The organism is Chitinophagaceae bacterium (genome assembly GCA_007695095.1).
GTDB lineage: Bacteria > Bacteroidota > Bacteroidia > Chitinophagales > REEL01 > REEL01.
On sequence record REEL01000115.1, the window covers coordinates 27,944 to 50,565 of the forward strand.

Annotated in this window: 14 protein-coding genes; 8 read left to right on the forward strand and 6 right to left on the reverse strand. The window is 34.2% G+C overall.

What is annotated here, in order from left to right; genetic code table 11:
• Positions 1–167 precede the first annotated feature (167 nt).
• Genes mltG through EA412_07955 form a run of 3 tightly spaced genes read left to right on the forward strand, consistent with a single transcriptional unit; the run spans position 168 to position 2,646 of the window.
• On the forward strand, positions 168–1,226 hold the full coding sequence (gene mltG / locus EA412_07945; GenBank protein TVR78760.1) for an endolytic transglycosylase MltG: 1,059 nt from the start codon (positions 168–170) through the stop codon (positions 1,224–1,226).
• Entirely contained in the window at positions 1,226–1,636 is a 411-nt protein-coding gene (locus tag EA412_07950) for an acyl-CoA thioesterase (protein ID TVR78761.1), read from the forward strand. Before mltG ends, EA412_07950 begins: the two co-directional genes overlap by 1 nt.
• A 53-nt stretch (positions 1,637–1,689) precedes the next feature.
• Positions 1,690–2,646, forward strand: a complete 957-nt coding sequence (locus tag EA412_07955; protein TVR78762.1) for a YihY/virulence factor BrkB family protein — start codon at positions 1,690–1,692, stop codon at positions 2,644–2,646.
• Between the two features lie 4 nt (positions 2,647–2,650).
• On the opposite strand, the gene EA412_07960 is transcribed toward EA412_07955, so the two are convergent.
• Positions 2,651–7,432 carry a hypothetical protein gene (locus EA412_07960; GenBank protein ID TVR78763.1) on the reverse strand — a complete coding sequence of 1,594 codons (4,782 nt, stop codon included), beginning with the start codon at positions 7,430–7,432 and terminating at the stop codon, positions 2,651–2,653.
• A 125-nt stretch (positions 7,433–7,557) separates the two neighbouring features.
• Here EA412_07960 and tsaD point away from each other — a divergent pair, with 125 nt between their 5' ends.
• The 3 genes from tsaD (at position 7,558) to EA412_07975 (ending at position 13,844) form a co-directional block, all read left to right on the forward strand.
• The gene (gene tsaD, locus EA412_07965) at positions 7,558–8,571 is read left to right on the forward strand and encodes a tRNA (adenosine(37)-N6)-threonylcarbamoyltransferase complex transferase subunit TsaD (GenBank protein TVR78764.1); all 1,014 of its coding nucleotides are present in this window, start codon (positions 7,558–7,560) and stop codon (positions 8,569–8,571) included.
• 72 nt (positions 8,572–8,643) lie between these two features.
• Positions 8,644–9,039: a hypothetical protein gene (locus EA412_07970; GenBank protein ID TVR78765.1), complete on the forward strand. Its 396-nt coding sequence runs from the start codon at positions 8,644–8,646 to the stop codon at positions 9,037–9,039.
• 98 nt (positions 9,040–9,137) lie between these two features.
• Positions 9,138–13,844: a T9SS C-terminal target domain-containing protein gene (locus EA412_07975; protein TVR78766.1), complete on the forward strand. Its 4,707-nt coding sequence runs from the start codon at positions 9,138–9,140 to the stop codon at positions 13,842–13,844.
• A 139-nt stretch (positions 13,845–13,983) separates the two neighbouring features.
• Here EA412_07975 and EA412_07980 read toward each other — a convergent pair whose 3' ends face one another.
• The 5 genes from EA412_07980 to EA412_08000 all read right to left on the reverse strand — a co-directional run bounded on the left by EA412_07980 (position 13,984) and on the right by EA412_08000 (position 19,589).
• Positions 13,984–15,345, reverse strand: coding sequence for a T9SS C-terminal target domain-containing protein (locus EA412_07980; protein TVR78767.1), 1,362 nt, complete (start codon positions 15,343–15,345; stop codon positions 13,984–13,986).
• Position 15,346: 1 nt separating this feature from the next.
• The gene (locus tag EA412_07985; GenBank protein TVR78768.1) at positions 15,347–15,844 is read right to left on the reverse strand and encodes a hypothetical protein; all 498 of its coding nucleotides are present in this window, start codon (positions 15,842–15,844) and stop codon (positions 15,347–15,349) included.
• Positions 15,845–15,983: 139 nt separating this feature from the next.
• Positions 15,984–16,958: a cytochrome C gene (locus tag EA412_07990; GenBank protein ID TVR78769.1), complete on the reverse strand. Its 975-nt coding sequence runs from the start codon at positions 16,956–16,958 to the stop codon at positions 15,984–15,986.
• A 71-nt stretch (positions 16,959–17,029) separates the two neighbouring features.
• Positions 17,030–17,704: a DNA-binding response regulator gene (locus tag EA412_07995; GenBank protein ID TVR78770.1), complete on the reverse strand. Its 675-nt coding sequence runs from the start codon at positions 17,702–17,704 to the stop codon at positions 17,030–17,032.
• On the reverse strand, positions 17,637–19,589 hold the full coding sequence (locus tag EA412_08000) for a hypothetical protein (GenBank protein ID TVR78771.1): 1,953 nt from the start codon (positions 19,587–19,589) through the stop codon (positions 17,637–17,639). Before EA412_08000 ends, EA412_07995 begins: the two co-directional genes overlap by 68 nt.
• Positions 19,590–19,876: 287 nt before the next feature.
• Between EA412_08000 and EA412_08005 the strand changes: the two genes are divergently transcribed.
• Positions 19,877–21,316 (forward strand): hypothetical protein, encoded by a 1,440-nt coding sequence (locus EA412_08005; GenBank protein ID TVR78772.1) that lies wholly within the window; start codon positions 19,877–19,879, stop codon positions 21,314–21,316.
• An 18-nt stretch (positions 21,317–21,334) separates the two neighbouring features.
• Positions 21,335–22,384: a type IX secretion system membrane protein PorP/SprF gene (locus tag EA412_08010; GenBank protein TVR78773.1), complete on the forward strand. Its 1,050-nt coding sequence runs from the start codon at positions 21,335–21,337 to the stop codon at positions 22,382–22,384.
• Positions 22,385–22,622: the final 238 nt, after the last annotated feature.

Consider the following 22,622-nt stretch of genomic DNA (forward strand, 5'->3'; position numbering starts at 1 on the left):
CTATTTTGTTGTTCAAAGTAAATAAAACTACTCTCAAAAGTTTTTAAAATCGATTTTTAAACAAAAAACTTCTTAATAACAAAAAGAAAATTGAATGACAGGCACTAAATTTGCCGGCATAAGGTTTTACTTTAGCGTAAATATTTAAGATAGCGTAAGGAAAAAGAATGGAAAAAAAAACTAAGAAAAAAGGCTGCGTTTTAAAAGTTTTAGGAGTTGTTGTATTAATCGGAATTTTAGTAAGCGGTCTGCTGGGTTATTTCATCTATGCGTATGTTTTTTCGCCTAATGTAAATGATGAAACTGCCACTCATGAATTATTTATACCTACAGGGGCAAGCTATGATGAAGTTGTGGAGATGTTGGATCGGAAAAATGTTCTTTTAAACATTAAAAGTTTTGAGTGGACAGCAGATAAAATGAATTACCCAAACAGGGTAAAAGCAGGAAGATATCTAATAGATGCCGGAATGAGTAATAGAGAATTGATTCGAAAATTACGGGCAGGTGACCAGCAACCGGTAATGTTAGTATTAAATAATATGAGAACAAAAGAAGACCTGGCTGGAAAAGTAGCCGGACAAATAGAGGCAGATTCATTGGAGATTTTAACAATAATTAAGGATGAAGAGTTTTTGAGCAGCTATGGATTAAATAAATTTAATGTCTTGAGCATTATGTTGCCGAATACTTATGAGTTTTTTTGGAACACATCGGCTAAAGGCTTTTTTGACAGGATGTTGCGGGAGTTTAACCAATTTTGGACTGAGGAGAGAATTTCAAAAGCCGGAAATTTAGGTCTTACAAAATATGAAGTTGTAACTTTAGCTTCTATAGTTGAAGAAGAAAGTAATCGGGTAGATGAACGTCCGCGTATAGCCGGAGTTTATCTTAATAGACTGAACCGGGGCTGGAAGTTACAGGCAGATCCAACTGTAAAGTATGCCATTGGTGACTTCTCCATTAGGAGAGTGTTGTTCAGGCATTTGGAATATGATTCACCCTATAATACATATATGTATGAAGGCTTGCCACCGGGCCCCATATGCTTACCATCTTTGAATTCTATTGATGCCGTATTAAATCCTGAAAAGCATGAGTTTATGTTTTTTAGTGCCAAAGAGGATTTTTCCGGTTATCATAACTTTGCCAGAACTCACCGTGAACATCAGGCAAATGCCAGGAGATTTCACCAGGAGTTAAATAGGAGAAATATATACAGATAATGTTTGTGCATAAAAAAAAGATAAGAGTCAGGTACGGAGAAACCGATAAAATGGGTTATGTTTATTATGGTAACTATGCCTTGTATTTTGAAGAAGGTCGCACTGAAGCTATCCGGGACTTAGGAGTAAGTTATAAGTCACTGGAGGAAAAAGGCGTTTTACTGCCGGTAACTACCTTGAATACTAAATTTCTAAAACCGGCTTATTATGATGATTTACTTACTATTGAAACTTCGATAAATGAAATTCCGGCAGGAGTTAGAATCCATTTTTATTATAAAATTTTCAATGAAAATGAAGAGTTGCTGTGTACGGGGAATACCACTTTAGCATTTATAGACGAAAAAACTAACAAGCCTTTAAAAGCGCCTGATTTTTTTCTTTTAAAATTAAAGCCTTTTTTTGATTAATAAAACACCCTTTACTTTATTAAATTCAAAAAGATTTTTACATTAAAGCTTCAATGAATAAAATATTTGATAAAATTAGAAAACGCAGAGTCGTTAGAATACTTTCATATATTACGAAGAAATTTAGTTTTCCGGGTTTTGAAGGTGTGCCTATTTATAATGTTTTAAATTTTTTTTCTAAAGAAATAAAAAGAGACGTTATTCATATCAGGGCAAAAGCAATTGCTTTTAGTTTTTTTTTGGCTATTGTCCCTTCATTGATATTTGTGTTTTCATTAATACCATACCTGCCGGTACCAATGTTACAGGATTATCTTATTGAAATTGTTTCTGAATTTATTCCGAATGAAACCTTCATAATGATTGAAGATACGGTAACAGATGTCATTGCAAACCAAAGAGGAGGTTTGCTATCATTAGGTTTTTTGATTGCTGTCTTTTTTGCAACGAATGGTATGTCTACGATGATGGACTCATTTGATAAATCAAACGCGAGTTTTGTCAACAGGAAGTTTTTGAAATCTAAGTGGATTGCTTTAAAGCTTACAATTATTTTGATTTTTCTGTTTATAGCTACATTTGTTTTTGTGGTTACCGGTAATTATTTTTTAAACTTTTTGCTCAATTCAATGCAGATATTCAATCAATTGAACTTCATACTTTTTAGTATTTTGAAATGGGTAATTGTGATTTGTATGTTTTTTATAAGTATATCTATAATTTATTACTACGGCCCTTCAGTCAGGAAACGATGGCGTTTTATCTCAGCGGGCTCTACCTTAGCTACAATACTATGCCTACTTATCTCTTTAGGGTTTTCTTATTACGTTAATAACTTTGGACATTATAATGTCTTCTATGGCTCACTTGGAACTATAATTGTTTTTTTGCTTTGGTTATACCTGAATAGCCTTTCTATGATACTCGGTTTTGAACTAAATGCCAGTATAGCTTATAACAGACTTATGATTGATGAAAAAACTAAAGAAACACCTTCTGAGGAAGTTTAAAAATCTACTTACTGGCTTCAGGTAAATCAACTTCATCCTCTGTTTTCTCGTCTTCTTCCTTTTCATTTTCTAGGTCTTCTTCCTTATTTCTGTTTCTTGTCCATATTTCTCTGATATGATCGAATTCTTCCCGGTAGAATAGGCCAACACCGGTTTTGTTTCTGTTTCTATCAATTAAAATATCATAATGACTATTTCTGAATGCCTTGACTCTTAGACGCCCGTCAGGTTTAATGTTATATTCAACCCTGAAATCACCGGCTATACTGTTTGTTCTTTCTGCAACATCCGGATCAATAGTTTCTCCACTGCCAAAATCAAAATTACCGCCTACGTCTACAGATACCCGATCATCAAAAAAGCGCTTAGTAAGAGCAAGATGCAATTCTCTTCTGTTTTCAAAGTCTTCAGGATTTTCTATACCCGGATAGTCATATTGATAAGTACGATATTTAACATTAAAATCTATATCAGTTACAAATTCCGAAATGATATCTGAAAAATACATACTAAATTGATTAGATAAGAATTCAGATACGGTGTTGTTCATGCTTGAAGTTAATAAAGGGTTTTCGGCTCCGAGTGTATTATCTAAATTATAGCTAGGTAAAAATCTGTTAAGAACCAGTAATCCAAAAACCTGTTTATTAAGTTCGTTTTCGTCGTTTTTAAGTACCTGAATTTTGTTCTCAATAGCATTCACTAAATCCGGTGCTGCATCCGGTACTCTTATGTCAAAGTTGATGTCAGGCTGTAAAAGTGAACCGGACAATGTCATATACAGATTCACCGGAATTCTGTTCCTCGCTTGCTTTAACTGATCATTTTCAGTAATCATATCCCGAATCAATTCGTATGGAGCTGTTCGTAAATTATAAATAGCACTTAGGCTTAGCTGAGCTTCGTAAGGGTCTCCTGTCCAACTGATAGTGCCTCCCTGATCAATTAAAAATTTCTTGTTAACAATATTCTGTAAAGTAAATAGATAATCCCCTTGCTGAATTTGATAATTCCCGTACATATTAAACTCACCGTATTGATTCACTTCCATATTCAGGTTGCCTGCACCTCTTCCTTTAATTATATCACCTTGTTGTTGGTCAAAAATAATTTGAACTTCTGCATCAGGAGTTACTTCCAGTTCAATAGAGACCGTTAAATTATTTGCTTTTATTTTAAATTCATCATCTTCACCTTCAGCTTTCTCATCCACAAATCTAAAAAATGAATACTGACCAACATTTCTGGTAGAAGAAATAGGTATATGAAATACTGTATTTCGATTTGTTTTTGCTGAAATATAGATTGTTATGTCATCCATAGGACCACTAAATAAGACAGTTCCTCCGGCGTAAGCTTTACCATAATACAAGCTGTTATCCCTTACTGTAGTATTTAAAAAGGTGAAATTTTGTGTGTTGACAAAAACACTTAAAACCCAATCTTTTAATTTATCATGCAATAGATACCCACCTACACTTGCCGTATTATTTTCATTATCAGTAATATTCAGTCCGGTTAAGTCTATCCAATATGGCTGAAATTCTATTTTTTGATCATGCATTTTATAATGTGCATTCAGGTAATTAACAGTGGTTCCTGTTTCGTAAAAAAATAGTTCTCCATTAACTTCAGGCTCATCCAATGTCCCTTTTACAGTTAATAAACCATCGGTATGGCCATGTATATTGGAAACATATTCTTGTAAAAAATTTTCTAAAACAGATAATTCAAATCGATTCACGTATAAATTCCCATTTATCTCGTTTTTATTATCCATTAAGTTTAACTCCATGGATAAAGTAAAATCATTTATTTCATCTCTTACGCCTGTATTAATATTTAAAACTTTCCTATCGAAATGATAATTAGACAATAAGTCTAAATCGCCAATAGCTTCATTTTTAAGTTTTAAGTTATTAATAGTTAAAACGGCATAAGCAACAGGACTTTCTATAATGTTAGAAAAGTTTACATGCCCATTTATGAGACCTTCCATTTCTATATTGAGAAAGCTAAGCAGAGATTGAGAAAAGTCATTTAACTCAACATCTGTAAACCGAATATTGATATTGTTTTCGTTATTATAGGTTATGAAAGAATTTATATTTATGCTTTGCCAACCACTTTCAAGGCTTAAATTTTCTATCAGAAGTTGCTCTCTTGAGAGGGTAATTGGAGTTCTTAAGTTCATCACCCATTGCTTATTGTTTAGTATAATTTCAAAAGGCAATAAATCTAAACTAACATAATCATTCCCTGCGGCCATTACACCTGAAACATCAAATCTGTTTAAATCTTCCGGATTGTTCACTTTTACATTAAACAAGATACTATCCAGCGATGCAATTGCCATAAGGTGCGCAGAATTACCTATGATAGTACTGTCATTGTACTTAGCTGTACGAAAGCCAATGTCGATATCCAGTTGCTCATGTCCTGATGAAGCCATCATATAAAGGCTGTCTAATACAAGACCTTCGTATTCGAGTGATGGAATATAACCGTAAAGCTCCAAAGAGTTTAACGCATTATTAAAAGACCCGCTTAAATAGCCACCGGCAAGTGGTTTTAAAAATGGTAACAGTTGATAAAAGTTTTCTTGTTTTTCATCAGGGTGATGAAAAGTAATGTTAAATCTAATATCCTGTTCTTTTTCGGTTTTTTCAAAATCAGTAAGATATGAATAGAAATATGTTTGAACATAGTGTAAAACAGCATTTTGCAATTCGTTTGCATGGAAATCTCCAAGTATACTCGCAGTAAAAAAGTCAGTTTCTGCTCTAAGTTGCCTTTCCTGGCCTCTCAAATAAACAGAATGCAGCTTAATTGAGTCCAAATAGTAGTTTTCTGTACCGTCATTAAGATTCAGGCTATAAGCAATGGCATTACCGGAGAAATTTTCAAAATTTTCACCCTCAGCATCTAAGAATAAGTTTGTAGAAATACTCAATGGTTTGCCATATATATTTAAAGCCATTAAATCAGCACTCTTAATATCTGCATTAAATTTGTAAGTTGGCAGTGCCTGGTTTAAGTCTATAAATCCTTCAAAATCCAATACTAAGTTTTCATCATCAACATTGAGATTCCCGGAAAAAAGTTTTTGGTTGATTACACCATCTACAACTAAATCTTTATATTCATAGTCCAGCAAATAAAATGAATGAATTTTGCCCTCCATTTTTGCTTCTAATTGATCATAGGTAAGTCCGCTTCCTTCAATAGCTAAGTCAAAACTAATTGTTTTTAAAAAATCAGCATTTTCAGCCCAACTATCTAAGCGAAATTTTTCTGCAGATAAATTTCCGGAATAAATAGCTTGTTTGTCTTCACCGATTAATTTTAAATTTAAATCACTGGTTAGTAAACCTAAATCATTTTGTAAAGTACCATCGGCTACAAAGTCATAGTAAAACCCGGTAAAGCGGCCTTTGAAATTTGGCTTTCCTAATTTACGTAATGCCTCCGGAATAACGATACCGGGTTGAAATCTTGCTATATCATCAAAATGTATTAAACTTTCATCAACTTTTAAATCCATGAAAGTTTCATTTATATCCGGCAGCCCCATGAGTAGTATATCTCCTCTGAAAATACTTTCAGCACCATAGGCAATTATTAAATCTCTACCTCTGATTTGACTTACTGCCCCCCGTAAATTACCATCCAGATAAAAACTGTTATGAGCAATTTCATTGAGTTCTCCACCTGTAAAGTAGTTGATATCTTTTAAATGAATTAAAGAATTTGTAAAATTCCCTTCTAATTTAACTTTATTCAAAAAGTCATTAAAGTCATTAAATTGATTAAAGTTTAGCGCAAAATAATCAGATAGATAACTGTCGGGGGTTCTTAGATTCAAATTTTTAAGAGTAATAGTGTTGGGTGATATCTCTGCGGCAGCGCTTAAATCAAGTACATTGAATCCGCTTTTTTCTTTAAAACTTAAAGCTTTAACAAAAGAAAAAATAGTATCGCCAATAATTTCAGTGTTCTCAAAATCTATATGAATATCATCAACATTTAAATGATTAAAATCTATTAAAGCGGGAGATGTTTTAGAAGAAACCCCTTTGTTTATAAGACTAAAGCTTCCATTACTGATTCTTGTTTTTTCAATAAATAAATTAAAAAAATTAGGATTAAATGCCATCGTTAATTTCTCAGTGAATGTTTCTTCATGAGGGATATCCACATTTAAAGCCTCAAAAACTATATGAACACTTGGGCGGTCAATGTAAATAGCATTAAAATCGAGGATGTTTTCAGCAGGTAAAAACTCATAAATATCAAAATGAGATACCGGTAGTCCAATGTCCAGCTTAAAAGAACTGTTTTCATCCGTCAAAGTAAATCGGGAATCATATAAGGCAATGATATTTAAATCAACATTCCATTTGACACCACCGGCAGATTTTTCATCTTTACTGAAATAGTCTAATATAAATTGAAAGTTGTAGTCGGTTTCATTTTTCTTTTTAGCAATATTTACTTTTGATTTATCCAGATGAACCCTGTTTATCAGAAAAAGTCTGTTAAAAATCTTCATTCCATCAAAATCAACTCTCAGGCGGTCAGCGTGTAAAAGAGTATCGTTATTTAAATCTTCAACATAAATATTTTCTAAAACCATACTATTAAAAAAATCTATATTGACCTTTTCAATAGAAAGATTCGTATTTAATTCTTCTGAAAGGTAGGCTGTTGCTTTTTTTGCTAAATATGTTTGAAATCTCGGAGATTGCAATAAAAGAGATAAGCCCAATAATAATGCAGTCAGCATTAAAAAAGCAGCTAATGTAAATTTTAGAAATTTTTTTCTCACAATATCTCTTTCGTTTAGTGCCCTTAACTAAAGGTTTTTGCGTTTAATTTCAAAACTAAAGCTAAAGGTATTAATTTTGTGCAATGAACTGCACCATTTTAGGAATTGAAACTTCCTGTGACGATACATCTATTGCACTATATAAAAATAGCAAAATTCTTGCCAACATTACAGCTTCGCAGGATATACATAAAAATTATGGTGGTGTTTTCCCGGAAAAAGCTTCCAGAGCGCATCAGATACATATCATTCCGGTTTTGGATGCATGTTTAAAAAAAGCAAATTGTGATTTAGAAAGTATAGATGCTATAGCATTTACCCAAGGTCCCGGATTGATAGGGTCTCTCATGGTAGGTTGTTCATTTGCAAAAAGTCTTGCCTTTGCGCTCGACATCCCGCTAATTCCGGTTCATCATATGCAAGCTCACATTCTGGCACATTTTATTGAGGAACCAATGCCTGATTTTCCCTTTATTTGTTTAACCGTTTCAGGGGGACACACTCAATTGATATTTGTAGAGGACTATTTGAAAATGACCGTTATTGGTCAAACAAAAGATGACGCTGCAGGAGAAGCTTTTGATAAAACAGCAAAAATGCTCGGATTGCCTTATCCGGGAGGGCCTGTTATTGATAAGCTGGCACAATCCGGAAACCCGAAGGCCTTTTCTTTGCCATTGCCTAAAAAGGATATACATAACTTTAGTTTCAGTGGTTTGAAAACAGCAATTTTATACTTTTTAAGAGATAATGAAAAAATTAACAGCAATTTTAAAAACGAAAACATAAACGACATTTGTGCTTCTGTTCAAGGTACAATTGTTACTTATTTATTAAGGGAGTTAAAGGATGCTGTTGAAGAGTATAAGGTACAGTCAGTAGCTATTGCAGGAGGCGTTTCAGCAAATTCATATTTGCGGCAGGAACTTTTGAAGTTTGGTTTAGAAAATAAAATAAAGACATATATCCCGGCATTTGAATATTGTACTGATAATGGAGCAATGATAGCTCAAGCAGGTGCATTCTTATTTGCAGAAAAGATGTTTTTGGACTATAAAATTTCGCCTGATCCCCGACTTCCCTTTCCGGAAATTTAAATTTAAATATACTTCTTAAAATTATTGTTATACATGATATATTTTCTTTAAATTTGCCAAAAAAAAATCATGATGACTAAAACTTTTTGCCTTATTTTTTTCCTATTTGGAATAGTTTCAATTACTGTAGCTTCTGACGGTAACAGCCAGGACAACAGAAGAACAAATCTTCAAAATTCAGAGCGTATGACTGAAAGCAGCTATGAGCGTGAAAATATCTCTGAGAAAAATATTGAAAAACACAAATTGGAGCAACGCATTCAAAATGCAAGACCGATTAGAGAAATTGATGGGAATAATACCCCTTCAAATGAAATTGACAAAATCGACCACCAGCTTACACGCCTTGAGAAAATGCTGGAAGAAGGCAGATACAGAGATAATGACCAAAAAGAAGCTATTGAAAGTAGAATTCAATCTCTTGAAGCACAGAAAGAAGCCTTAGAATCTGTAAACTCAGACGAATAAATTAGAAAAGACAATTTTGAATTTCTCTTAGAATAATAACTTATGCTAAGATGATTTTATGTTTTTAGATAAATAATAACTAACTAAATAATTTAATAATGAAAAAAGTATTAGGATACTTATTGCTTTTTATTGCAATGTCATTTATCCCTCAGTCTTTATCAGCTCAGTTTACTTTAATACTGGTTGAAGACTTTGAAGACGGAGTTCTACCTCCAAACTGGACCAGAATTCAAAATCCCGGTTCTGATGGCTGGCAATTTGGAATTAACTCTTATACAAGCCTGGATTGGGCTATACCACCTCATCCGGATGGAGGCTTTTTTACAGCTTCAAATGATGACGCATGTAATTGTGATATGAGTGATGACCAATTAATAAGCCCTGTTTTTGGGACAACGCTTTTTGATTCACTGTATATTCTTTTCGATGCATTTTATGATGGTGAATGGGGGTCAAGTGCCTATGTAGGATATACTACCGATGGTGGTGTTACCTGGACAGACTTTGCTTTGCCGGAGGAAAATGATTGGACAACTTATAATTTAACAGTTTATCAGCCGGACTTAACAAATGATTTCGCCTTCCGCTTTATACATGATGATAATGGATTTTGGGCGGATGGTTTTGCTGTAGATAATGTAATTGTTGCCGGCTTTGCCAATCCATGTATTCCAACATATTCAGATGGACAAGACCCTTTTAACTTTTTAAATGAGGTGTATGTTAATACGGATTATGATTCTCTTGGTTTAGATGAAGGAGTCTATTATACAGATAAAACCGGAACTGTATTTACGGAGTTTATTGAAGGAAATGAATATCAGATGTACTTTTCCGGTTCAGGCTTTGATTTTGAAATTTTTACTGCCTGGATAGATTACAATCAAAATGATGTTTTTGAACCAACTGAACTCTTAGGTACTTGTGAATCTGATAATGGTATTTGTAATATTACTTTTCAGATTCCTACGGGCAATACCGGAGATTTTACTATGAGAATTATGACTCAAGAGGATTCAATTCTAAATATTGATCCATGCGGTTTCTATTCTTATGGGGAAGTTGTAGATTACGAAATAAGTATTTTACCTGCTTTACCTTACTGTTTGTCAACATTTGTAATAGGACCGGATAATTTAAATTTTATTGATGGAATTAGTTTAAACACTTATTCATCCTCAAATTTAGGATTTACTGAAGGTGTAGCATATACTGATAATACGGGTGTAACAGTCACAACACTTGAAGAAGGACAAGCTTATCAATTAGAGATTGAAGGCTCGGGAAGTGATTTTGAAACCTTTACAGCCTGGTTAGATTATAACGATAATAACGAATTTGAAGCTACTGAATTATTAGGAGAATGTAACTCTTTAAATGGTAATTGCATTATCAATTTTACAGTACCTGCCGGAACTAATCCGGGAGATTATAACTTGAGAGTTCTTTCTCAGGAAGAAGAAGCTAATATTACCTCTTCTTGCAGTCCATATTTAATGGGTGAATTAATTGATTTTTCAGTAGAAATTATAGCTGCTGCGACTCCTTGTGATGAACCGTTGGCAACATTTACTGCCATTTGTGATGTAGCTATAGATACTGCATTCTTTGTGGAAGTGAATATTACAGATTTAGGAACTGCCTCAAGTGTGGATATAGTTTCAGGACAGCAAGTTTTAGAAACATCAGCTACTACAGGCCTTTATACAGTAGGACCTTTTTCTAATAATGATAATGTATTTATAACTTTAGTTCATGATACAGATACAGCATGCAATATAACTTCTGCCTCATTAACTGAAAACTGCTTAACCCCATGTACTTCTCCACAGGCTTTATTTACTGCTATTTGTGATGCAGCTGTTGATACCGCTTTCTTTGTGGAAGTAAATATTACAGATTTGGGAAGTGCCTCAAGTGTAGATATAGTTTCAGGTCAGCAAGTTTTAGAAACGTCAGCTACCACAGGCCTTTATACAGTAGGACCTTTTTCTAATAATGATAATGTATTTATAACTTTAGTTCATGATACAGATACAGCATGCAACATAACTTCTGCCTCATTAACTGAAAACTGTGCTCCGGTTTGTGTGGAGCCTCTGCTTACTTTATCTACTGACTGTGTTTTAGGTGAAGACAGTGTGTTTTATATTAATTTAAATGTGGCAGATTTAGGTGATGCCACTGAATTGGATATTACTACAACTCCCGGTGGTTTTGTTACAACTGTAACTGCTCCCGGAATATATAGCTTAGGTAGCTTTTTAAATAATACAAATGTAGATGTATTAATTGAACATGATTTATCTGCTCAATGTGATGTTATGGAAAGTATTACCGGAAATTGCAGTGCTACCGGACCGGCTTGTGCAAGCATTTTTGATGTGAACGGAGGTGGAGCTTTTTGTTCAGCAGATGTTTCAGGTGTATCAGTAGGATTGGATAGTTCTCAAATCGGATTTACTTACACCTTATTATTAAATTCTTCTACTGTAGTAACTTCAGTTGAAGGTACCGGTTTACCTATTGATTTTGGTTTACAGTCTCAAATTGGTGATTATACCGTTTTAGCCTCAGTTTCAAACCAAATTTATCATCAGGATTTTGGAGATGGGACTTCTTTTCCTACGGGTTGGGTAGGTGATGCAGCCTGGTCTGTTGCTTCAACAGGTGTTTCAGGTGGTTATCCCGGAGCATCCGGAGGCGGCCAGATAAGAAGTGCAAATAACTTAGCAGGAGTAATAAGTTTAAGTGGTGTTGTTTCTACTATTGGATATACAAATATTGAAGTAATCTGGGGAGGGAGAAGAACAACCGCTCAGGATCCCGCTACTTTAGAATTTAGTACTGATGGTATTAACTGGACTACCGTTCCATTTACTGATGTTACGAATAGCGCTAACTGGGAATTGGTAAATGCAGGAAATCCAATATCTCTTCCGGCTGCTGCTGAAAATCAAGCAGACTTACAGCTAAGATGGTCAGTTAATAGTGCAGGAACATACAGATTGGATGATTTAATTATATCAGGGACTCCGGCTCAACCATGTGATGTATTTATGTCAGGTCAGGTCTCTGTTAATGAGTACATGCAAGTTGATATATTAAATCAGCCTTCAGATGATGAAATTTGTGTTGAAGAAAGCACTTCCTTTAGTGTAACAGCAAGCGGTGACAGCTTAACCTTTAGCTGGGAAGTGAGTTTGGATAACGGACTAAGCTGGACTGCATTAGTAAATGATACTACCTATTCCGGTACGGAAACTTCTACTTTAATGCTGACTAATGTACAGGAGTCATTAAATGGAAATCTATACAGAGTTATTGTTGACGGAGTTTGTGGAGGACCTGAAACATCTGCTACAGCAGAATTGTTAGTAAATCCTTTACCGTTAATTGATATTATACTTACTGAGACTTTCTATTGTGTTGATGCAGCCTCTGTAACACTAAATGCTACTCCGACAGGAGGTAGTTTTTCCGGACCCGGAGTTAGTGGAGGCACTTTTGTTCCTTCATTTGCAGGGGTAGGCACACATACTATTATATATCAGTATGTTAGTCCAATCGGTTGTGCAAATACCGGTACTATAGAAGTTGAAGTAGGCGATTTACCATCTACAGAAATCGTTTCACTTCCGCAGCAACTATGTGCTAATGATGATCCAATTGTTTTAACAGGATTACCGGCAGGTGGATTATTTAGCGGGCAAGGTATTACCGGCAATTCTTTTGATCCTTCATCAGTAAGTGCCGGCGGACCCTATGTAATTTTATATACTTATGTAGATTCTTTAGGATGTTCTAATACAGCTTTTGATTCTATTACCGTAAATGCAATACCAAATGTAGTTATTGATGCCGGAACAGCCTCTTATTGTGAAAACGAAGCAGCTATAACCCTAAATGGATTGCCGGCCGGAGGGATATTTACAGGCGCAGGCATAACTAACAATGAGTTCAATCCTTCAAATGCAGGTGTTGGTTTGCATCCAATAGTGTATACTTACATTGATTCTCAAACCGGTTGCGAAAATTTTGCTGATATTAATCTAGAAGTAAAACCTGTACCGGTGGTTTCTATTGAAAACCTATCACCTACTTATTGTGAAAATGATTCATCTTTAGTAGTTGAATTTTTGCCGGGAGGAGGGGTTTTGATTGGAGATGGTGTTAGCGGTAATACCTTTAATCCGGGAACCGCAGGACCTGGTCAGCATCAAATCACTTATAACTATACTTCATCTAATGGTTGTTCAAATTCAGATACCTTTGATGTCGAAGTTTTTGCTAAACCAAGTGTAAGTATAGTATCTGTAGAACCTCCGATTTGCAGAGATGATGAACCTTTTGAATTGGAAGGACAACCTTCCGGAGGTGTATTCTCGGGTAATGGAGTTGATGGTAATATGTTTAGCCCTGAAGTTGCAGGATTAGGGCCACATGTAATTAGCTATAACTATACTGATGGAAATGGTTGTTCAAATTCAGCCAATACTATTTTAGATGTGGTGATATGTACTTCTGTAGAAGAGTTGTTGACAAGAATATCGGTAGATGTTTATCCGAATCCATTTACAGAGTTTATAAATATTGAAGCAACTTTTAACGAAACTAAGTCTGTTTCAATAATGATAGTAGATATACAGGGAAGAGAAGTTTACAGAGCTGTGAAGACAGCCATTAAAGGAGATAACTTCTGGACCTTACAACTACCTTATGACTTTGCCAGTGGTGCATATAATCTGATAATTTCATCTGATACTATGGTTAAACCACTTCAAATTATTAAACAGCGATAATATAACTGTTTAAAGAAAAAGGGAAGTATGATTTCATACTTCCCTTTTTTTATTGAATAATTTCCTGTGTGTGTAAATGTAATTTAGATTTAGTTGTTGCAAAATTTCAGTTACTTAAAAACGATTTAAGATTATTTGATTATTGAACAATGAGTTTTCCGGAGTATAAGGGAATTCCCTGTTTTTCAATAGCAATCAGATAATAGCTGTCAGAAAGCATACTAATATCAATGCTTAATTTATTTGAGGTTTGAAAGTCAGTTTTAAAGCGCATTGCCTCTCTACCTGCCAAATCATAAATGACAACTTCAAATATTTCATCAGTAAATATTTCGGATTCAAAGTACAAGGTTTCTGAAGCAGGGTTTGGGTAAAAATTTAATGAGAAAATATTTCTTGAACTTTTAATTTCACTAATATCCGTAGTGGAAAAGTCAATTACCCAGGTGACCGCGTATAAATTTATAGATTCATATTGATCAATTCTTATCAATTGAGTTGTATCAGTTACAATTGCTGTCAAATAGTTAATGCCTTGAATCAGCTCTTCTTCATTTAGGGATAACGAGTCTATGCTTTCAGGTTTTATAAGACTGTTCAATTCCCATTTAATACTCAATGAATTTGAAATGGGCTCAATTAAATCTAATTCAAATGATAATGGAAACTGAGAGGCTAAAAAAAACGAAGCTGAAGGTAAATAACTATTGATTGGATTTGTCAGAACATGGATCCTTTCTATAAAAGCTTCAGTACATACAGCGCAAAATGGAACGCCCAGTACTTCCATTTTACAACTTTCATGTGGTTTATACCATTGAGAGGAGTTCCCGCCGCAACAATGCTGAAAAATCCCAACATTAAAATCTCCGTACCAATTTTTCCATTTTACAGTAGCAGGATTGTTATTCATTGTCATATTTGATAGTTCAGCAGCAAACTGATCGCCTGCCCAATATTCATCTGCTAAAAATGCAAAAGAATGTCCAATTTCATGAATCATAATTTCTAATGACTGAACGTTTGTAGAAGCTGTTGCGACCCAACCTCCTGAACCGCCGTATTTTGTTGAGTTTACAATCATTAAGACCTGGTCATAGGTCGGAAAATGATTAGCTAAAACATTCACTACTTGTGAATTATTCGTTGGCACCAATAATCTTTCAATACCTGCATACCAAAAAGTACTTCCAAAATAATTGTCAATCAAATTATTGGGATCCATTGCAGCACCGGACTCATTGGAGGGGGTAAAAACAGAAACTACATTAAAATAGTTTATATACCTGTCAAACGGCTTTTCCAAAAATAGTCCTGTAACAATATTTTCAGCATCATCTGTGAATTTTTGGTATTCATGCTGTTGATAACCATCACCTAAGATTACTAAATTTATTCTTGATTCAGTACTGCCATTATTCAATAATGTGTCAACAATTATATTTTGCGAATTAGCAGTAAATGAAAAAATTAGGAACAAGGCTAAATAAAAATTTTTCATTTTATTCAATATTTACTTTTAAAATGTCATTTCTTAATTGTTCAGGAGATTTGATAAACTCTTGAATGATAAATGCAGCACTACCTTCAATCAACTGAAGTCTTAAAAAATGATCGGTTTCTTGTAGTTTTAACATTTTAGTTGCAAGCTTGCCTTCATTGTCAACGTATTCAACCTTTTTTTGCAAAGGGTTTTCAAAAATAATTTCTTTTAAAGGCTCCCCATTCGTATCTAATAAAAGAAAAGCTAAATCTCCGTCCTCAGCATATCGCTTGCTTTTTGCAGATTCTTTCAATCGGCCTTTAGTTACTATATAGTTAATTAAATCAGCTGATAATATTCCACTAATACTATCTTGAGTAAGACTAAAATTGACAAACAAAATTTTAGGTTGTTGAGTTTCCTCATTCATAACATCTGTGTTGTCATGCAAATGATTGCCTGACTTACAATTTGCTAAAAATAAAGAAAGTATACATGCTATTAAAAACAACTTCATTTCAAAAATTACTCCATTTTGTATACTCGAAGTTAAGCTATTTTATCTAAAATTAATAGACGAATATGTTTTACAAAATGTCACATGATAATCTAATAATGAGTTTAATCACAAGTATTTTTAAATTTTTAATCCCAAATTATTTCCGGGCAGTAAACATCTCAACACTATTATCATAAGGTTCCAAGGATTGAAGGAAAATATATATTGCTTCTATGTCAGATGTTTTCATGCCGGCATAAGTTATCCAGGGCATGATTGTCTGAAAGTCACCTTCATTTACTCTATGAGGTCTGTAATCAGGGCTGTCGTATCTTTTGAAACGGTTTACAAAATCTTCTTTTGTCCAATGTTTCAAACCGGTTTCATGAGGGGTAAGATTAGGTGCTCTGAGTATACTGCCATCAGGAAGTCCAAATTCTCTGCCGCCTCCGGCTAACGGCCCTGTAAAACTGCCTTTTTCAAATTGCGTATGACAATCTCCACAGGCTGCAGCAGTAAACATATATTGACCGTAAGCTAATTTATTATTTTCCGGTGGGCGTTGCGATAATTGAGCTTTTTCCGGAATGGTTCTAAGAATAAAATTAAAAGGGAAATCAGCTTTTGAAACCGGGTGATTCGTCTCTATAGGCTCAATTGTTCTCAAATATGCTATAACTGCCCTAATATCATCCTCATCTAATTTCCCGTAATTGTGATAAGGCATAACCGGAAAAATAGGATCTCCATTGTTTTTAACTCCGGTTGTAATCAACCTAAAAAGTTCTCCATCAGTCCAATCACCAATACCATAGGGAGTAATATTAGGCGAGATAAAAACTCCCGGGAAGCCCATGCTTTGATCAAAACGTTCTCCTCCGGCGGCTTCAGTCCCTTCAATCATTGGACCTGCGAAATAATTAAAATCTCTTTCAGCATGACACTCTATACATTGCATTACATGTAACGCAAGATATCTGCCTCTTTCAACTTTTTCCGCTGTAATTTTAACTTCTATATCAGGTGGTGCCCCAACATTCGGTAAAGCATAAGAAATATAAGTTAAGGCCATTATTATTATAGCTAAAATGCCTCCTATTGAGAAAAATGAATATTTTATCAGCTTCTTCATAATTTAATTTGTTTAAGGCAAATGTAAATTATATATATATGTTAAATTTCACCTGAAAGGGTGAATTTTAGCTATCCTCTAAATAATTTGTGGATTAGTGAAGTGCGATTCTTTGTATACGTTTTTTGAAAAATATTCTTTAAGTGTGTCTTAATGGTGTTTTCGGAAACAAAAAGGGTTTGAGCAATTTCTTTGTTATGCATACCGGTTTCTAAAAGTTTTATGACCTCAATTTCACTTTTTGTTAAAGAATGTTCTAAATAATTGTTTAGCCTTAAAATACTGCTTATTTTTTCTTGTTCTATATCCCTTTTATAGTAATTGATATATGCGAACTCCACAGCAATTTTTAAATTGATTTTTGTGAATGGTTTAAGAAGGTAATACATAGGGTGAACTTCCTTCGCCTTATCCAAAATTTTTTCTTCTGCATATGCAGTTAAAAAAATGATTGGTACCGGTAGGTTTTCATTAAACCAATGCCCGAGTTCGATGCCATCATTATTGTTTTCAAGGTGAATGTCAAGAATGGCTAATTGTGGCTTATATTCTAAAGCATATTCTTTGGATTCAGCTATATTAAAAGCAGGCCCCACAACTTCATAGCCCAATTCTTCAAGAGTGAGAGCAATATCGCCCCCAATAATGGCATCATCTTCTACAACAAGTATTTTAAAATTAGCTGACTTCGTCATGTAGTTTGAATTTTTTGATATTGTAAACAACCTGAGTACCGCCAAACTCATTATTATTATGGCATAAAGTTGCTTTTAATTTTTTAGAAAAAGTATCTATCATTTTTAAACCGAAAGAATCAGAACCTTTTTTGTCTGGTATAAATCCGCTGCCATCATCATTGATTTCTAATATCAATTCATTATTACTTAAAATAAGTGAAATGTGAATATTACCGGTTTCTTTATCTTCAAAAGCATGTTTCATTGCATTCGTTACCAATTCATTGATGATCAAACCCAGAGGTATTGCAGTATCTATATCTACTCGTATTTTTTCAGAGTGGTTGTGTAGCTGAATATTTTTATAGGAAAGTTGAAAGGCTTCCTGATATTGATTAATCAATTGTTCTATGTATTCATGCATTTCTATTTTTCTAAAATTTGATGCAGCATATAATTGGTGATGAATCAAACCAATAGCATTTACACTATTCTTACTGGATTGAACGGTTCTGACAGCTTCAGCATCTGTTATTGAAAGACTTTGTAAGTTAAGCAGACTTTGTAGCAATTGCAGATTATTCTTAATCCTGTGATGCATTTCATGTATCAATTCCTCTTTTTCTTCAAGGGCAATTGATGTTTGAGACATTGATTTTTTAAGTTTACTATTTAATTTTTGACGGTTAATTAATATAATGGTTGAGATTAAAAATAAAGCTGATAAGGAAATACTTCCAATTAAATATAATTGTTGCTGAGCCAGATTTTTTTCAATTTCGAGATTTTGTAAAGCGATTGTTTGCTCTTTTTCTTTTAGTTCAAATCTTGCCTGCATTTCTTCAATCGCCCATTGCTGCTGCTCATTATTTAAAATTTCAGTAAGTCGGGTATATTCTTTCCAGCTTAGTATCGCTTCAGTATAGTTTTTACTATATTCCTTAGCGATAGCTCTTTCTTTATAAATTCTTCTTAATAAATCTAATCTTCCCGATCCTTTAACCAGAGAATATGCCATCTCAATTTTTTCACTTCCTTCTTTTATCTTTCCGGCTTTTATTTCTATTGCACCCAGATAAGTAAGCCCTGCAACATATTCTAAAGGGTTTATTTTGCTTGTAAACTCTAATCCGCTTTCTAATTTAACTTTAGCTTCTTCAAGTTCATTTAGATGAAATAACGCAATGCCTTTTCCAATATCAACAGCATGCATTTCATCTAAACTATTTGTTTTTTCAAATAATGCTTCTGCATATTTAAAACTTTCAATGCTTTTTTTATGCTCATTCATATAAGAGTAAGCCAGCCCCTTGTTAAAATAAGTATAAGCCATCCCCATATTGTCATTTTCAAGTGATTTTAAATCAAGTGAACGGTCATAAACTTCTAAGGCTTTTACATAATTTCTCCTTTGACGAAAAATAATTCCCAAATTGTTCAGTGCATGTCCCATACCTTCCTTATATTCAATACTTTCAGAAAGAAAATATGCTTTTTCATAGTGTTCTATAGCATTTAATAGATTCCCCTCAAAAAAAAACGCAGCCCCCAGTGCATTTTCTAATTTTGCTACACTTAATAAATCACTATTTTCCTCTGCAAGATTAATGGCTTTTTGATACTTTTTGTGAGCAGTTTGAAAGTCATCCTTGTATTCATAAGCCAGAGCTTGTTGATATAAATTCCATATTTTACCCTGAAGAAAGTCTATTTTCCTTGCCAGCTCATAACCTTTATTGCTGAAAATAAGAGCTGAATCCGGGTTTGTAGATAACAAATAATAAGAAATGTCCCTGTACAACCAAACTTTATTAGTGTCCGGAACAACATAATTTAAGCTCATAATCAGACTGTCATGCTCAGCCCTCAATAGACTATTACCGGAAATGTTAAATATTTCAAGGGTAAAAATTACAAGTAAAAGCAGAGTTTTTCTTGGACTAAACTTTTGCATTTTTTATTACTTTTAAATTTCAATTGTAAGTGCATTTTTAAAATTGAATAAATATAGCTATGAAATGGTGCATTTTGTCATTTGCTGTCTTTTAAATTAATTTTACGTCCACTTTCTATAAAAATATTTAATAAATATATAAAAATAAAATATTGGTTTTAAAATCTTTTTTAATTTTTTTTGAAGTGTTCAATAACATTTTACTTTTTATTTCTTTAGAGTAAAAGGTTTACCTATTTATTATCTTTGCAAAAAATAGTTAAGTGATTTTTAGAATTTTATCAAGCTTGTTTGTGGTATTTATATCTATTTCTTCTGAGGCTTCTCTAAGACTCAACGAAGTTATGGTAAACCCCAACCCCGGAACAAATACTTCTGAAGTTCAATCATTAGTAGATTGTGACAATCCAACTTTTGGAGCAGCATGGATTGAATTATATAATTTTAGTCAGTGTGATACAATTTTTTTAGACTGTTACATAGTTGCTTCTCAGACCTCAGGTTCTAATGGAGGAGCTTTTACATTTCCTGCAGGGAGTTTTATTGCCCCTCTGGATTTTGTGGTTATCGGAGGGCCTGATGCGCCCAATGTAGATTATCTGTTGCCGGATTTTTGTAATACACCTTCTTTATGTACGTCTGATACCTGGTCACTTGCAAATGACTTTGGCTGGGTGGCTTTATATGCACCTGATGGGACTGTGACGGATGCTTTTTTCTATACTGAAAGTACAGGTCAGGCTACAGATTTAGGGGTTAACCCAAATTTTGATTTAGCGCCTTGTGTTCCTTTACAATGTGATAATTTAGGTGCTCTTCAGAAAGCAAACGAAATGACACCCGGTACAGAAATATTTTATACAGGCATAGCTCCTCCGGCAGGGGAATCTAAAGCCCGGAGTGAAGATGGTTTAGGAAGTTGGCAAACAGTTTCTGTTCCTACACCGGGAGATTGTAATGGTACTTGTGCAGAACCGGACGATTTGGAAATTCTGATTGAAGTAGTTCAAAATGAGACATGTGAGCAATCTAACGGAATAGTTACTTTTAGTATTGAAGGTGGAAGTGAGCCATATTCAATTGAGTGGTTCAATGAATCTCAGCAGGATACTTTATTTAATTTGTCGGCCGGTGATATAGAAGTAGTAGTTACTGATGTTAATGGATGCCGAGATGAAGATTTTGCCTTACTGTTAAATGAAGGTGCACCACCTGATTTAGAAGTAATTCCGGAGAATCCGGCCATTTTTTTAGGAGAATTTGTTGGTTTAGAATTGCAGGCTTCAAATGCTATTGTTGACGCAGCTTGGTCTCCTTCTAATGGATTGAGCTGTCAGTCATGCCTAAATCCACTGGCTGCACCGGGAGTCACAACAACCTATAATGTAGAGGTGCTTGATGAGTTTGGATGTACCCAGTCAACAACTGTAAGGGTGGAGGTTGTAGATGATGCAGCTTCAATATTTATTCCCAATGCTTTTACTCCCAATCAGGCGGAAAATAATCAATTATTTGTCAGAAGTCCGAGAATTCAAAGTATGAACTTCCGGGTATATGACAGATGGGGAAATGTTGTTTTTCAGACAACTACTCAATCTGAAGGCTGGGATGGAACTGACCCTTCCGGAAACCCATTGCAAACAGGTGTTTTTATATATCAGTTAGAAGTGGTTTTGGAAAATGGAACAGAAAGAACGCTAAGTGGTAATATTAATCTGATTCGATAAAACATAATTAAGTTTATAATGTACTCTATAAAAAATATACTCGGTCTGATTTTGCTATTAATTACAATCGTATCTCCTAAAATCTCATCGTCTCAGGATATTCATTTTTCACAGTTTTATGCTTCACGCTTAATTGTAAATCCTGCTATGACCGGTTTTATTAATGAAGAATATAGGGTAGGGGCACAGTTTAGAAGTCAATGGAATGGTTTTACTAATGGCTATACAACTATTGGAGCTTCCGCAGAGGGTAGTTTTTTTAAAGGTCGCTGGAGAGATGATTATTTTGGGGCAGGCCTCCAAATGTATCGTGATTTTGCCGGGGATGCCGCCTTGGGGAATAATACGATAGCCCTTTCAGGAGCATATAGCAAAGGCCTGGGAAATGATGGCAGACATGCTCTTGCTCTTGGTTTTCAAGCGCTTGCCTATCAGCTTACAATTAATCCCGGAGATTTATACTTTGATAATCAATATAATGGAGTAATTCTGGATACCGATATTCCTCCATCTTCATTTGTTAATTCAGCTTCAGATATTAGTTTTGATTTAGCTGCCGGACTTAATTATCATTTTATCCCGGGAGATGCCTTTAATTTTTATGCCGGTATTTCCGCTTATCAGATTTTAGAATCTGAAGCTAATCTTTTAACGGAAGGAGTTGCAAAAAGAAATCGTAGATATACCGCACACTTTGCCGGTGATTTTTATGTGAGCCGGCCCATGAATATTTTAATTGCCGGGATGTATTTACAGCAAGCTTCTTTAAGACAGATTAATACCGGATTTATGTTACAGTTTTTTCTGGATGATCACAACTTAGAATCACCTACACGCTTTAATATCGGGACTTTTTTAAGATATTCTTCTCCTTTACCGGATGCACTTATTGTCTCTGCCAGAATGGATTACCAAAATGTTTCCCTTGGCATGTCTTATGATTTTAATATTTCCGGATTAAATACTTCTTCCGACTTTCGCGGAGCTTATGAATTAAGCCTTTTCTACAATGGTCTTTTTACAACTGCAGGGCAAAGAAATTTTGTAATGCCGTGCCCAAGTTTATAAAAAGCTAAAAATTTTACTTTATTTATTGCCTAAAACTATAAGTAATTTGTATTGCTGAGAAAATTATATTTACTTTGCTAAAATTTCATTTTTTATTAAAATATTGAAGTGATTATGAAAAAGTTAAAATTGTGGATTAGCGCTGCTTTTATTGTATGTGTATCCACATTGACAACCGAAGCCCAGGACATTCATTTTTCTCAGTTTTACAACTCGCCCCTGACGTTGAATCCATCCT